Genomic DNA, 13,899 nt, shown 5'->3' with positions numbered 1-13,899 from the left:
TGCGCGTTCAATAAGGTGATGTTTGCTTGAAGGGCATCATTTAGAGCCAGAGTGCCCGCTGTATAGGACTGCCATGTGAGAGCCGCAGCATGGTGCAACGCTTCAACATTGTGCATTTGTGACGCGATCGCTTGCCGTGTCTGGGAAAGATGAAAGAATGCATCTTCTACATCCTCTGCTGCGCGTAACATGGTGGCCTGATAGCTGGCGAGCGCTTCTGCATAACTACCATGAGCACGGGAGACATCACTGGATATTTTTCCGAAATCGAAAATGCGCCATCGTAATGCTCCTGTCGCAGTCGGCTGGAATCCAGGCGCCGTGAATAGCTGTTGCGGACTCATACTTTCGAAACCCAGCGCGCCCTGGAGAGATATTTTTGGATAATAATTTGCCAGAGCCTCGCCGATGCGGGCGTTGCTTGCTGCCAGCCTTCTTTCCGAGGCGATAACATCGGGCCGATGCCGGAGAACTTCGAGAGGCTGCGCATTTGCGGATGGTGCGGGAACAGCGGGTAATTCAGCATAAATCCTGAGTTCTCCAGCGTATGTTCCGGGCTGGGTTCCCATCAGGACATCAAGTCGGTTTGACTGCGTTTCCTCATCTTTTTCTATATCGATCATGTTCTGCCGGGCAGCCTCGACGACTACTGTAGCAGAGGACAATTCCCGGTCGTCGGCAACATTTCGACTGCGACGCTGTCGGATAAGGTCCATCATCTTCTGGTTGGAGGTGAAAACATCCCTGGCTATGCGTAGCCGGGCCTGATCGCCCCGGATGCGGAGGTATGTATCGGCAGCCTCGGCCGCGAGGCTCAGTCTCGTACCATCACCTTCTGCCTCAGCTGCCTGAAACTCATCCCGTGCGGCTTCGTGTGCTCTTCGTAAGCCGCCAGCGATGTCCAGTTCCCAACTTGCCACCCCGCCGACGTTGTACTCGCGATAATCCCGATTGAAGTGAGGAATTTCCCGGACAATGTGACCGATGAGTCCTTCTTCGGAGAGTCTTGTTGCCGAAACCTGAGGGGAAAAATCGAGAGTTGGTAACATCTGTGCAGCTGCTGAGCGCGCGATTGCCCGTCCCTGAAGCACTCTCGCATAGGCTGCCTTCAGATCAAGATTCTGGGTAAGCACTCGGGACTCAATTTTATCGAGTTCCGGATCATGAAATGATTTCCACCAGGAAGCAGCGTTCTCAGAGGAAGATGTCGAGAACGCTGTTTTGCTGACATCGTGGAACGGGATAAGCGACATTTGTGGTGTCCGATAGTTCGGACCGACAGCGCACGCCGTCAGGCATGACATCACTGCGGCGAATACCGACTGTCGAATAATGGCTGCAGCGGGGTGGCGTCTCGCCTCTGGGCAAATAAGGCAACGCGTTCCTTCCTTCAGGGTAGGGTTCTGAATCACCTTGGGAACCTCTGTTGTGAATTGGTGCAGCCGCATGGAGTGTGGCGTATGACGTGTTCCATAAATCGTCACTCATTGTCAACGTGAGTAGCTCAACGTATGAATTAAGTGTTCCCTTTTTCGACGTGAGGTTCGGATGCAGTCAGCAGGCAAAGGTCAGAGAGGCCCGATAGACCATGAGCGGCGGGAGCAGATTCTCGATGCCGCCAATGAGCATTTCCGCCACTATGGATACAAGAAAACGACTGTCGCTGACCTTGCCAAGGCGATCGGTCTCTCGACTGCATATATCTACAAGTTCTTTGATTCCAAACGGGCTATCGGCGAAGAGATCTGTCGCCAGTGTCACGAGCGGGTGATGGCGGACGTCAAGGATGCCATGGGCTCCGGCAAACCAGCGTCGGAGAGGCTTCGCCTCATCTTTCTGACCCTTGCCCGTGACGGAATCGACCTTCTGTTCAATGACCGGAAAATGCACGACATTGTGCTCGCGGCTCTGGAAGAAGGCTGGTCGACGGCCGCCGACTTCGACGCGGAATTGCTGTCACACGTCAGATCGGTGATTGCCGATGGCAGGGACGCAGGAGAGTTTGAGCGCAAGACTCCACTAGAAGAAGCCTGCCGTGGAGTGGTCCTTGCACTCCAGCCTGTCAGACATCCCGTGCTTCTCGAGTTCAATCATAATACCCTTATTGAGGATGCCTCTCTCCTGGCCGGCCTGGTGCTGAGGAGCCTTTCAGTATAGAATTAACAAGTGACGAATTGACAATATCATCACTCGCGGCGAAGATGGCTCCCACGATGTATCGAGGGAGCAATTTGAATGCCGCCAAGAAGACGGTTTTTCGGGAAGTGGCTGGGCATATTGCTCCTCATGCCCGTAGTTGGTTGCAATAGGCATACGCCGTCAGATCCGCGCACGGCTCCGCGTGCCGTCCTTGTGATTGTTCCCGGCAGCACGACCTCTTCGTCCCCGATATATCCCGCTGTCGTCGCAGCACGCGTGCAGCCCACGCTTGCCTTTCGTGTTGCGGGGAAAATAGTTTCCCGGAAGGTCGACGAGGGTCAGGTCGTACATCGCGGTGATGTACTGATGACCCTCGACAGAACCGATCTTGCGCATGACGTGACCAGCCAGAGCGCTAATGCGGCATCGTTGCGTGCGGCCTGGGAGAATGCAGCGGCTGACGAACGTCGTTATCGGGGTCTGGATCAGACGGGCGCCGTGTCGAAGTCTTTCTACGATGGAATACGCAGTCGTGCCGAAAGTCTCCACGCACAACTCATGGCGGCGGACGCCAATCGCAGGATCGCGACTGACCGGGACGACTATACGGTTTTGAGGGCCGACCATGACGGTACGGTGCTTTCCGTTTTTGCCGAGGCCGGTAATGTTGTATCGGCAGGCCAACAGGTCCTGACCTTCGCATCAGCCGGTCCTCTGGAGGCGTCGGTTGATCTCCCCGAAGACATGAATCTTCCTATCGGCTCTTCAGCGATCGTTTCAGATGCAAAGAGCGATCAGATCATCACGCGCGCCGCGTCGCTCCGCCAGATCGCCGCTATTGAAGATACTGCAACGAGAACGGTGAACGCACGGTACATCATCCCGAATTCTCCGACGAACTTACGGATCGGACAGACGCTCACTGTTACGCTGACATCGTCACTGTCCGACGATATGGTCGTTCCTCTTTCTGCAGTTTTCGATATGGGAAGCGCACCGGGCGTATGGATCATCGAACCATCTAACAAGAAGGTCGCGTTTCACCCGGTGCCTCTCCGGCGTGTTGAAGGCAGCGCGGCTGTTATAATGCCCGATCAGAGAATGCGCGACCTGCGTGCTTCCGGCGAATTACAGGTGGTCGCTGCTGGTGTCCATGACCTCCATGCGGGGGAAGTTGTGACGATCGCGCCTGACCAGGCGCAGATGCAATGAAGGCGTTCAATCTCTCGGCATGGGCGGTTAGGGAACAGGCGATCACGCTGTTCCTGATCGTCGCGCTCGCCCTATCCGGTGCCTATGCTTTCTTTGCACTCGGCCGTGCAGAGGAACCAAGTTTTACCGTCAAGACGCTGACAGCCACTGTTCTATGGCCAGGCGCTACAGCAGAGGAGGTACAGGATCTGGTTGCCGATCCGCTGGAAAAGCGCTTGCAGGAGTTGACCTGGTATGACCGGGTGGAAACAATGGCACGCCCCGGCATGGCGGTCATGATGCTCACCCTCAAGGACAATACACCTCCATCTGCCGTGCCGGAGGAGTTCTATCAGGCGAGGAAGAAACTGGGGGACAGCGCGCATGTGCTTCCACGAGGTGCTATTGGCCCCTTCGTCAACGACGAATATTCCGACGTGGTCTTCACGGTTTATACCCTTGAAGGCAGGGATGTTCCGCTCTTCTTGGTGACCCGTGCTGCGGAGACCGTGAGAGAGAAGCTTCTGCATGTGCCAGGGGTCCAAAAAGTAGCGATTGTCGGGGAGCAGCCGGAGCGGCTGTATATCGATCTCTCACACTCGAAGCTGGCAGAACTCGGCCTGAGCGTAACGGACGTTATCCAGACGCTTCAGGAACGGAATGATGTTGTAGATGGGGGTTTTGTCGAAACCAGTGCCAGTCGGATTTATGTTCGTACGCGGCAACCACTGTCGCGACCGGACATTATCGGAAACACAACGATCAGTGTGGGGGGCCGGACTGTTCGACTGGGTGATATCGCGGCGGTCCACACAGGTTATGAGGAACCACCGGATTTTCTGACCCGTCATAACAACCAGTCCAGCCTGGTTCTCAATGTTGTCATGCGGCCTGGCTGGAATGGCCTGAAGCTCGGTGCTGCGCTGTCTCATGCTGAAGATGGGATCAACCGGAGCCTGCCGGTCGGGATTACGCTCACGCGGATCGTTAATCAGGCGCAAAATATTCACGCGGCCGTCGGCGAGTTCATGTTGAAATTCTTCGTGGCGTTGAGCGTCGTCATGTTGGTCAGCTTTATCAGCCTCGGCTTTCGTGTGGGTCTCGTTGTGGCAGCTGCCGTGCCTCTGACGCTGGCAATCGTCATGATCCTCATGCTTGTAACGGGGCGCGCGCTCGATCGGATCACGCTTGGCGCCCTGATCATCTCACTTGGACTTCTTGTCGATGACGCGATCATTGCTATTGAAATGATGGTCGTGAAGCTTGAGGAGGGCATGAACCGTATTGCGGCCGCGTCCTACGCATGGTCTCACACGGCGGCACCGATGCTCGCGGGAACACTCGTGACGATCATTGGTTTTACACCTATCGGTTTTGCACAATCAGCCGCAGGTGAATACGCAGGAAACATCTTCTGGATCGTCGCGTTCGCTCTCATCACGTCATGGTTTGTCGCCGTTATTTTTACGCCTTATCTGGGTGTCAAATTTCTGCCTGATCTCCGGGCAGCACATGCGCAGCCACCGTATCAATCCGCACGGTATGAGCGTTTCAGGCGGCTGGTCCGCAGCGTAATAACTCATAATAAGGCCGTCTGTGCAGGCGTGGTCTGCCTGTTCGTGCTGGCGTTTGTCGGTATGGGATTTGTGCGGCAGCAGTTTTTTCCCAGTTCGGATCGACCGGAGCTGCTGGCAGAAGTAATAATGCCGAAAGGAGCACCCATCGAAAGCACGGCCGAAGCAGCAAGGAAAGTCAGTGACTGGCTACAGAAGCAGCCTGAAACTCTCAGCGTCACAAGCTATATCGGTGGGGGCGCTCCCCGGTTCTTTCTGGCGTATAATCCGGAACTGCCTGATCCGGCATTTGCAAAAATCGTTATTATGACCACAAACGCGAAGCAGAGAGACAGGCTGCGCGATAGCTTGCGCCAGGAAGTCGCGAAGGGCCTGGCGCCAGAGGCTAGGGTGCGTGCGACCGAGTTCGTCTTTGGTCCTTATACGCATTTTCCGATCATGTACCGCGTCATGGGGCCGGACGCCCAAACAGTAAGTCATATCGCTCAGCAGGTCAGCGATATTGTCCGGGCCGATCCCGAGACGCGGCAGGTGAATACCGACTGGGGAGAAAAACAGCTATCCCTGCATTTCGTGATGAATCAGAGCAGGCTGGCGCAGTTGAGTCTCTCACCTGACACTGTCTCGCGTCAAACCCGATTTATGTTGCAGGGCATAAGCGCGGCCCAGGCTACCAAGGATATTCGGTCGGTTGATCTGATCGTGCGCTCCGACGGCCAGTCTCGTGCAGACCCGGCCCGGCTTCTCGATCAGGATATCATTGCCGGTGACGGCCGTCGTATCCCGCTGCGGCAGATCGGCATGCTGGAATATCGCAGCGAAGAGCCTGTTCTGTGGCGGCGAGATCGCATTCCGACGATGACCGTGCAGGCGGATATCAATGATCAGCTTCAGCCGCCCGAGGTCGCCGCGCGACTGGACAAGGTGCTGCAGCCTTTGCGAACGACCCTTCCAGAAGGGTATCGTATTGAAACGGGAGGTAATACCGAAGAGTCCGCGAAGGCCAACGCAGCAATGGCACCGATTTTTCCGATCATGATTCTGCTCATGCTCGGGGTTATCGTTGTCGAAACCCGATCTCTATCGGCGATGACGATGGTCTTTCTGACGGCACCTCTCGGCCTCATCGGAATGGTTCCCACGCTTCTCCTGTTTCACCAGCCCTTCGGGTTTAATGCGATCCTTGGTCTCATCGGTCTTTCAGGCATCCTGATGCGCAATACGCTGATTCTGATTGGTCAGATCCACACTAATCTGGCAGACGGCATGGAGTTTTCCGATGCAGTTGTCGAAGCCACGGTACAACGGGCACGCCCTGTCATCCTGACGGCCCTGGCGGCAGTCCTGGCATTCATTCCACTGACTGAGTCGATTTTTTGGGGAGCACTGGCATTTACTCTGATTGGCGGAACTGCCGCCGGTACCGTGCTGACACTCCTTTTTCTGCCAGCATTATATACTCTCTGGCCGAGGAAGTCATTGGGGACGATTCATGCCGAACATAATACAGAATAATAAAGCGTGCGTTTCATGTTCGTCGTTTTTTTTGCGGGAAAACTAACCCGGAGGATTATTTGCTATAGCAAACCTGAGTGGTCGCAGTAATTCCAAGGATGATCAGCATATGTATGGCTCGTGCTCTGGACTGTTCCCGCAGTCCTATTTTGAAATAGTGAACTGATGACACGGCCTGCCACCGTGACGCCTTCTGAATGCTTCATTATACAGAGCCCGGTGCCTTCCCGATTATCGGTAACTCCCCCATAGCTGGATATACCCTTGAAACTTCCGGATTGTGTGACCTCTGCCAAATATGGTTGATGTCTTCCGCTTAGATCTTTGCTTCCTGCACATGTTGCTGTGATGTGATTTCAAGACGGCAGGGATTGCCTTCATGCCTCAACAATCTCCCTAGAGACCCGGCATGGAGACGAAACCCGGTAAATGCCGGACGCGATCGAGCCAGCGCGTAAGAGCCGGGTAGGGGGTAAGGTCGATACCGCCTTCGGGTGCCAGTGCGAGGTAGGGAAAGAGAGCGCAGTCGGCAATTGTAGGGCGGCAGAGCGCAAACCAATCTTGTGTCTCGACATGCGTATTAAGCACCGGGAGGAGGCCGTCGGTCCAGCGCATGGCCGTGCCCATGTCGAGGGGATACCCGAATTTCCGGATCAGACGGGCGGCGTTGGGGCCGTTGCGAATCTCGCTAGACGCCACTGAAAGCCATTGTGTGATGGTGGCCTGTGATATGGCGTCTTCAGGCCACCAGCTGCGGTCCGTCAGTCGACCGGCAAGATAGATCAGGATGGCCTGAGAGTCCCGGAGTATGAAGTCACCATCCACCAGAACCGGGATTTCCCCGAACGGGTTCAATTTCCGAAAATCTGGATCACGGTTCTGACCTGCCGCAAGATTGACCGGAACGAGATCCAGCTTCGTGTTGGTTAGGGCAGCGAAAAGTCGGATTTTGTAGCAGTTTCCGGAGACATCCAGATCATAGAGAAGCATCAGGAGGTGTCCTTTGGCTGGAGATAGAAGAACAGGAAACACATGGGTCTTGCCCGGCGGCAGCTTGCGGTCTATTGTGTACGAACGACTGTTCGTGAGTCAAAGGCGAAATGCGAGAACCCGTTCCTATCCACCGGATTGTTGTCGAAGCCCGAGAGCTGTTTCGCGATTACGGCTACGAAGGCGCATCCATGCGTGATCTGGCCGATCGCGTGGGCCTGCGTCCGCAAAGCCTCTACACGCGCTTTCCGTCGAAAGAATCGCTGGTGCGCGAGGTTCTGGTCCTGACGCTCGACGACACGCTGGCCGATCTCCCGGATTCTAAGACGGACTGGCGTGCTGCCTGGCGGACGCTGATCAGGCGGATTGCGGAGACGTTCGAGACGCGGGGGCGCTGCGTGGGGCTGCATCTCGCTTATGGCGTGACAGCGCAGACACCGGACGCTCAGGAAGCGGTAAGGGCATTTTTCTTGCGATTACGCGATGCGATGGCCGGGATTCTGGATGCCGGGGAAGTCTCTGAACCGGCGGCTGTTGCAGAGGATATCCTTGCTCAACTCGAAGGAGCAACGCTCTGGATTGCAACATCTGGAGACATGACGCCACTTCATCGGGCTGTCGAAAGGGCCTTTGAAATCGCTATTTTTCCCTCGGCTCCATCCCGGTCCACTGAAACAGAGAAAAGGAAAAAGCGTTGAAAGTCGCCGTATTCTGCGGATCAGCAACTGGAAATGATCCTGTGTACCAGAACGCAGCGGAGCAGCTTGGTCAGACGCTTGCTCGCCAGGGGATCGGTCTCGTTTATGGAGGGGGGCACGTCGGCCTGATGGGCGCAGTCGCGGACGCCGCCCTGACATATGGCGGAGAGGTCATCGGTGTGATGCCACAGGCGCTTGTCGATCGGGAAATTGCCCATCAGGGACTGACCCGTCTGGATGTGGTCCCAGACATGCATGTCCGTAAGGACCGCATGTCGGAACTGGCAGATGCGTTTGTTGCATTACCGGGTGGTGCGGGAACTCTGGAAGAAATCTTCGAACAATGGACCTGGGCGCAACTCGGGATTCATGAGAAGCCCTGCGGTTTTCTGAATGTGAATGGCTATTTCGATCCTCTTTTATCCATGGTCAACAAAATGGTGGAGCAGGGCTTTATGAGGCAGGATTACAGTCAGATGCTCGTCGTTTCTGACAATATCGAAACATTGCTTCAGAATTTTTCAGAATATAGCCCGCCAGCGCAAAAGTGGCGTGAAAAAACCACTGTCAGAACAGTAAAAATCGAGGTGTAAGTTCTGGACATGAATGTTCGCATTGCAATCGTAAGTTTTGTGGTGAGAAACAAGACATGAACGAGATGATCCGAACTGCCACGGTCGATGATGCCGAATCTGTCACTGCTCTTACCAGACAGTCCTATTCCAAATGGGTTCCGCTGATTGGTCGGGAACCACTGCCGATGACGGCTGATCACGCCGCTCATATTCGTGACCACAGAACAGACCTCTTGTTCGTGGGGAATGAGTTGGCGGCACTGGTCGAAACGATCGAATGCTATGATCACATTCTTATAGAAAATGTGGCTGTTGCAACGAATTTTCAGAAACGTGGTTACGGACGAAAAATGGTTGCGTATGTGGAGCAGTTGGCATTAGAGGCAGGTCTAGGGGTTGTAAAACTCTATACGAACTCAAAATTCGAAGAAAACCTGCGCCTGTACAAATCTCTTGGTTATAAAATTGAACGAAAGGAAGCGTTCAATGGAGGCATTTCTGTGCATATGCTGAAGCATATTGTATGAATTGTTTGAGTAAAATACGACAAAATAATTGTTATAATCTGACAGCATCCTCACGAGTATTTTTATTCTGTATTATGATATTGGTGTCGTATAGCATGCGACTGGAAATGGACTGGAACGGAATTTTATATTACGATTTTTCTAAATATTCATTTTCCTATATCAAACAATATTGCACATAAATGCTATCCGGGCATGAGAATCGGAGCATCTTAGTTTCAATCTCTGGTTATCTTCAGGAGAAGTTGTATGAACATGCCGCGATCACATGCCGATATCATACCAGGCTTCGAGTGGACTACAGTTGACACCGACGGTATCCGGATCAGAGCGGCCTTTGGAGGTCGCGGACCCGCCCTGCTGTTATTGCACGGTCATCCCCAGACGCACTTGACCTGGCACAAGGTTGCACCTGCACTCGCGGAACGCTTCACTGTGGTTGCCACAGACCTTCGTGGCTACGGAGATAGCGACAAACCTGATGGGGGTGTCGGGCATATTAATTACTCAAAGCGAGCAATGGCCATGGATCAGGTGAACGTCATGCGCCAGCTGGGTCACGACTGTTTCAATGTAATAGCCCATGATCGTGGGGCGCGGGTTGCACATCGTATGGCGCTTGATCATGCGAATACGGTCAAAAATCTTGTACTTATTGATATCGCGCCGACGCTCACAACGGCGTCACCTGAATGCTGCTGACGTCGATCATGAAGCTACCATCCGCCTCGATCCCGAAATGGCGCGTGACATCGTCCGGCGCGACCTGTTGCAGGGAGCGGATGGCCACGACCCGTTCAGGATGTGTTTTCGTCCGCGCCACCCAGCTTTCAAAATCCATACGCAGGCGGTGAGTCCCGACGGTCTGAAGAATGAACCCGGCCTGCCCCAGCAGGGTCGCCCATTCGGCCGCCGTATAATCCCGGACATGCGAGATATCGCGTAGCAACTCCATCGACTGCAACCAGCTATCCAGCAGGGCGGAAGGAGGGGCTGTCACGTCAATGAACAAAGCCATCCCTGATGGTGCCAGAACACGTCGCGCCTCCCGCAGACCCGCCAGCGCGTCAGACCAGTGATGGGTCGTAAAGCGGCAGAAGACAGCATCGAAGCTCCCGTTCTCAAAAGGGAGCTTCTCTGCGGGCACCTGCACGGTCGTGACGTTGGACAGTCCCTGTCGTGTTGCTTCCTGCGCGACGGCATCCAGCATCGGACCCGTCACATCACACGCGACAACCTCTCCGACATGGGGAGCGAGCCGATATGTGACGTGACCTCCACCGCAGCCGATATCCAGAACACGTCGCAGTTCCTTGCCGGCCACCAGGCTTTCGACCCTGTCCAGATCGCTGCCCTGACTGTGGACCGTACTGGTCACATAATCCTGCGCCCGTAAGGCATAGTGCTTTGCCGCATAAGGTTCCGTCATCTTTTCCGTCTCCGCCGTTCCATGACTCGTTGCAGTCTAGGCTGCCAGATGCAAAAAACAGGGATAAGGTCTTTCTTTATACTGGTATAAAAACCACCATCATGAGTCTTTCCTCCGAACAGCATCGCGCCCTCGGGACTTTCCTCCGCGCGCGGCGCGATACCCTTTCACCAGGCGATGTCGGTCTGCATCCGCTACCAGGACGCCGCCGGGCAAAAGGGTTGCGGCGGGAAGAGGCCGCCCAGATCTGCGGCATCAGCACGACCTGGTACACGTGGCTCGAACAGGGCAGGGATGTCTCCTGTTCGGCGGCGACGCTGGCGCGCATTGCCACGGCTTTGCATCTTTCCTCTGCTGAACGCCTGTATCTGTTCGAACTGGCGCAGATGAAAGATCCCGACGCATCACGGCCCTCCATGGCATCTGGCCTGCCCGAAGAGGTCCGGATTTTCCCCGAGCAGATGACAGTGCCCTGCTATGTGCTCGATCCCCTGTGGAATGCCTGTGCCGCCAACGACGCGGCCCGACATCTTTTTGCCGGCTGGTTGGGCGATGAAGAGCACAACCTGCTGCGCTATGTCTTTCTTGCCCCGGATGCCCGCACGTTCCTGGATGACTGGGAAAGCAGTGCGCGACGGGTGCTGGCGGAATTCCGGGCTGTCAGCATTCGTGGTGATAAACAGCAGGTGGACGCACTGGTGCAGGAACTTCGATCCCGAAGCCCCGATTTTGAGCGGCTATGGCACAATCAGAGCGTGTTGCTGCGGGAGGGCGGTCCCCGTAAGTTTCATCATCCCATTGATGGCCCCGTTGACTTTGATCAGACCACTCTCACTTTTACAACGTGGCCACAGTATCAACTGGTGACAGTGAGACCACGGTAATATCATCGGGTTCAGACTATTTATATGTTCGCTTTCCGCCAATCGCCTTTGCCAGGAGTACGGTTCCCTATGGGGCAAACTCGGGCAGTCACGCGGCTGGAATGGAAGGCCGCTCTTGCCAAAGGAGAGGTGGTTAGCTATATTTGTTAGCTAAGGAGATGCCTCATGGCTCAGTTCTCGGTTCACGATGCTAAGACCAACCTGTCTCGCCTGATTGCCGACGCGCTTGCGGGTGGTGATGTGGTGATCGCGCGTGGTTCCGTACCAGTGGTGCGTCTTGTGCCGGTGGAACCGCAGGGTCGTCGCGTGTTTGGGGCGCTCAAAGGCAGGATCTCCCTGGATAAGACCTTCAATGAGGCGCTGCCCGAGGATGAACTGGACGGGTGGAATCTCGCTTGAGGCTACTGCTTGATACGCATACGCTGATCTGGTGGCTGGCGGGCGATGAGCATTTGAGTCGCCGCGCCCAGGAGGCCATCGCGGATGAAGCCAATCTCATTGCCGTGAGCGCAGCTTCGGCCATGGAGGTCGCAACCAAGTTCCGCATCGGCAAACTGCCGGGGGCGGCGCTGCTGGCGCAGGACTTTGAGGCTATTGTTGCCGGGCAGGGGTTCGTTGAACTGCCAATCAGCGTTACTCACGCGCGCATCGCAGGCGAGATGAACATTGCCCATAAAGACCCGTTTGACCGTTTTCTGATTGCCCAGGCGCAGGCCGAGGATATGACGCTGATCTCCAACGAGGCCTTGTTTGACAGCTTCGCCGTCAAGCGTCTTTGGTGATCGAAGGGACTATGGTTATGAAAAGATCAAGCGAGAGCAGAAAAGATCTTTTCAAAACAATTGTCTAAACCCGCTTTATTCTCACCTTGCGATTGTCGCAAATTGAGAACCAATCCTGCCCCCGCAATACCCGATACCGACACTCCCGAAGCCTTGGCTCCGGGAGTGTTCGCGTTTTTGGCCCCTGCGTCGCGTGATGCGGCGAAATCCAGCAGCGTGCCCAGTTCTCCATGGAGCGTGGCGTGCATCTCGCCCCGGCCCTTGCCGGGATGGAGTACGATCCGCTCGATCAGTGCGCGGATGGCCTCGGACGCTTCCTGCCGATCTTCGGGATGGTTCAGCGTCTCGGCCAGTCGTTCGACCTTGTGCTTGAAGATCGCGGCGATGTTGGGATGGATATCGGGCACGTCCTGGGGCTGGGCGGCAAGCAGGGCGACCACTTCATCCTCGCGGGCTTCCATCTCGCGCATCCGCTCGACCATGCCGCGCGTATAGCCGCCATCCTCGATCACCTGGAGCATCTGTTTCAAGCCCTTACGCAGCCTGGTCAGTTCCGTCTGCCAGCCGGCCGTGCTGGCGCGGCGCTCATGGTTGGCGCGATTGGTTTCCTCGACATAGGCGCGCATGGCCTCCGCTGCCGCTTCGGGCGTCATCAGCCGGTCCTTGAGACCCGACAGCACCCGGTCTTCCAGTTCCGGACGACGGATCGTGGTTTTGTTGGCGCAGGAGCGGTTGTCCATATGGGTGGAGCAGGCGAAGCGGTCACCTCCCCGGATCGAGCAGGGACCGCCGCACACGCCACAGAACACCAACCCCGACAGGAGCGACCTCGGGCGGCGCTGCCCGTTCAGCTTGTTGAGGGAGGCGCGGATACCCGCGCTGATGTTCACGCTCTTCTCCGCGATCAGCGCCTGTCGGGCACGGACGGCCTGCCAGAGATCATCGTCCATGATCCGTAGATCCGGAACCTCGGTGACGATCCACTCCGATTGTGGATTCAGTCGGGACACACGCTTGCCCGTCTGCGGGTCTTTCAGATAGCGCAGGCGGTTCCAGACGAGCCGGCCAATGTAAAGTTCGTTGTTGAGGATGCCGGTGCCGCGCAGGGCGTTGCCGCGTAAGGTGGTATTGTTCCACTTGCCGCCCGTGGGGCTGGGGATGCCTTCGTCGTTCAGGCGGCTGGCGATGGAAAGCGCGCTGCGGCCCGAGGCGAACTCATGGAAGATGCGGCGCACGATCTCGGCCTGGACCGGATCGAACTCGCGCTCGCCCCGGATCAGTTCGCCCCGCGCGTCCATCTGATGCACGACGCGATAGCCGTAGCACAGGCCGCCGCCGGATTTACCCGCCTCGACCCGGCCCCGCAGGCCGCGATGGGTCTTCAGGGCCAAATCCTTGAGGAACAGGGCGTTCATCGTTCCTTTCAGGCCGACGTGAAGCTCGCTGATCTCGCCCTCGGCCAAGGTGACAATGGTGACGCCCGCAAACTGGAGACGCTTGAACAGGGTAGCGACGTCGGCCTGGTCGCGGGACACGCGATCGAGGGCTTCAGCGAGCACGATGTCGAACTGCCCGGCCTGGGCGTCGCGGAGCAG

Annotated in this window: 14 protein-coding genes; 10 read left to right on the top strand and 4 right to left on the bottom strand. The window is 56.1% G+C overall.

Annotated features, from left to right (window positions below):
• A partial coding sequence (locus B3759_RS07355; RefSeq protein WP_291365119.1) for an efflux transporter outer membrane subunit occupies positions 1-1,253 on the bottom strand: 1,253 nt, incomplete at its 3' end.
• Positions 1,254-1,548: 295 nt separating this feature from the next.
• On the opposite strand from B3759_RS07355, the gene B3759_RS07350 reads away from it, so the two are divergent.
• From B3759_RS07350 to B3759_RS07340, 3 genes are all read left to right on the top strand, one after another.
• Entirely contained in the window at positions 1,549-2,157 is a 609-nt protein-coding gene (locus B3759_RS07350) for a TetR/AcrR family transcriptional regulator (RefSeq protein WP_007396818.1), read from the top strand.
• Between the two features lie 195 nt (positions 2,158-2,352).
• Positions 2,353-3,351 carry an efflux RND transporter periplasmic adaptor subunit gene (locus B3759_RS07345; RefSeq protein ID WP_099347861.1) on the top strand — a complete coding sequence of 333 codons (999 nt, stop codon included), beginning with the start codon at positions 2,353-2,355 and terminating at the stop codon, positions 3,349-3,351.
• On the top strand, positions 3,348-6,419 hold the full coding sequence (locus B3759_RS07340) for an efflux RND transporter permease subunit (protein WP_099347862.1): 3,072 nt from the start codon (positions 3,348-3,350) through the stop codon (positions 6,417-6,419). The genes B3759_RS07345 and B3759_RS07340 overlap by 4 nt, the downstream gene beginning before the upstream one ends.
• 396 nt (positions 6,420-6,815) lie before the next feature.
• On the opposite strand, the gene B3759_RS07335 is transcribed toward B3759_RS07340, so the two are convergent.
• Positions 6,816-7,409 carry a glutathione S-transferase family protein gene (locus B3759_RS07335; RefSeq protein WP_099347863.1) on the bottom strand — a complete coding sequence of 198 codons (594 nt, stop codon included), beginning with the start codon at positions 7,407-7,409 and terminating at the stop codon, positions 6,816-6,818.
• A 110-nt stretch (positions 7,410-7,519) separates the two neighbouring features.
• On the opposite strand from B3759_RS07335, the gene B3759_RS07330 reads away from it, so the two are divergent.
• The 4 genes from B3759_RS07330 to B3759_RS07315 all read left to right on the top strand — a co-directional run bounded on the left by B3759_RS07330 (position 7,520) and on the right by B3759_RS07315 (position 9,911).
• Positions 7,520-8,107 carry a TetR/AcrR family transcriptional regulator gene (locus tag B3759_RS07330; RefSeq protein ID WP_099347864.1) on the top strand — a complete coding sequence of 196 codons (588 nt, stop codon included), beginning with the start codon at positions 7,520-7,522 and terminating at the stop codon, positions 8,105-8,107.
• The gene (locus B3759_RS07325; protein WP_099347865.1) at positions 8,104-8,700 is read left to right on the top strand and encodes a TIGR00730 family Rossman fold protein; all 597 of its coding nucleotides are present in this window, start codon (positions 8,104-8,106) and stop codon (positions 8,698-8,700) included. The genes B3759_RS07330 and B3759_RS07325 overlap by 4 nt, the downstream gene beginning before the upstream one ends.
• A gap of 56 nt (positions 8,701-8,756) precedes the next feature.
• On the top strand, positions 8,757-9,209 hold the full coding sequence (locus tag B3759_RS07320; RefSeq protein WP_099347866.1) for a GNAT family N-acetyltransferase: 453 nt from the start codon (positions 8,757-8,759) through the stop codon (positions 9,207-9,209).
• Positions 9,210-9,464: 255 nt separating this feature from the next.
• Complete coding sequence (locus tag B3759_RS07315; protein ID WP_099347887.1) at positions 9,465-9,911, top strand: alpha/beta fold hydrolase; 447 nt, start codon at positions 9,465-9,467, stop codon at positions 9,909-9,911.
• Here B3759_RS07315 and B3759_RS07310 read toward each other — a convergent pair.
• Complete coding sequence (locus B3759_RS07310) at positions 9,883-10,638, bottom strand: class I SAM-dependent methyltransferase (protein ID WP_291365106.1); 756 nt, start codon at positions 10,636-10,638, stop codon at positions 9,883-9,885. The genes B3759_RS07315 and B3759_RS07310 overlap by 29 nt on opposite strands.
• A 101-nt stretch (positions 10,639-10,739) precedes the next feature.
• On the opposite strand from B3759_RS07310, the gene B3759_RS07305 reads away from it, so the two are divergent.
• The 3 genes from B3759_RS07305 to B3759_RS07295 all read left to right on the top strand — a co-directional run bounded on the left by B3759_RS07305 (position 10,740) and on the right by B3759_RS07295 (position 12,304).
• Positions 10,740-11,522 (top strand): helix-turn-helix transcriptional regulator, encoded by a 783-nt coding sequence (locus B3759_RS07305; RefSeq protein ID WP_099347868.1) that lies wholly within the window; start codon positions 10,740-10,742, stop codon positions 11,520-11,522.
• 165 nt (positions 11,523-11,687) lie between these two features.
• Complete coding sequence (locus tag B3759_RS07300; protein WP_099347869.1) at positions 11,688-11,921, top strand: type II toxin-antitoxin system Phd/YefM family antitoxin; 234 nt, start codon at positions 11,688-11,690, stop codon at positions 11,919-11,921.
• Positions 11,918-12,304: a type II toxin-antitoxin system VapC family toxin gene (locus B3759_RS07295; protein WP_099347870.1), complete on the top strand. Its 387-nt coding sequence runs from the start codon at positions 11,918-11,920 to the stop codon at positions 12,302-12,304. The genes B3759_RS07300 and B3759_RS07295 overlap by 4 nt, the downstream gene beginning before the upstream one ends.
• Positions 12,305-12,330: 26 nt before the next feature.
• On the opposite strand, the gene B3759_RS07290 is transcribed toward B3759_RS07295, so the two are convergent.
• Positions 12,331-13,899 (bottom strand): recombinase family protein (locus tag B3759_RS07290; RefSeq protein ID WP_291365102.1); only part of this gene is annotated, 1,569 nt, incomplete at its 5' end.

The organism is Acetobacter sp. UBA5411 (assembly GCF_002409645.1).
GTDB lineage: Bacteria > Pseudomonadota > Alphaproteobacteria > Acetobacterales > Acetobacteraceae > Acetobacter.
This window is presented reverse-complemented; position numbering and strand designations above follow the sequence as displayed.

Bases quoted from the DNA above. Each gene is read 5' to 3' on its own strand.
- B3759_RS07320 (WP_099347866.1), top strand. From the start codon at position 8,757: ATGAACGAGATGATCCGAACTGCCACGGTCGATGATGCCGAATCTGTC.
- B3759_RS07340 (WP_099347862.1), top strand. From the start codon at position 3,348: ATGAAGGCGTTCAATCTCTCGGCATGGGCGGTTAGGGAACAGGCGATC.
- B3759_RS07330 (WP_099347864.1), top strand. From the start codon at position 7,520: ATGCGAGAACCCGTTCCTATCCACCGGATTGTTGTCGAAGCCCGAGAG.
- B3759_RS07305 (WP_099347868.1), top strand. From the start codon at position 10,740: ATGAGTCTTTCCTCCGAACAGCATCGCGCCCTCGGGACTTTCCTCCGC.
- B3759_RS07300 (WP_099347869.1), top strand. From the start codon at position 11,688: ATGGCTCAGTTCTCGGTTCACGATGCTAAGACCAACCTGTCTCGCCTG.
- B3759_RS07335 (WP_099347863.1), bottom strand. From the start codon at position 7,409: ATGCTTCTCTATGATCTGGATGTCTCCGGAAACTGCTACAAAATCCGA.
- B3759_RS07350 (WP_007396818.1), top strand. From the start codon at position 1,549: ATGCAGTCAGCAGGCAAAGGTCAGAGAGGCCCGATAGACCATGAGCGG.
- B3759_RS07315 (WP_099347887.1), top strand. From the start codon at position 9,465: ATGCCGCGATCACATGCCGATATCATACCAGGCTTCGAGTGGACTACA.
- B3759_RS07310 (WP_291365106.1), bottom strand. From the start codon at position 10,638: ATGACGGAACCTTATGCGGCAAAGCACTATGCCTTACGGGCGCAGGAT.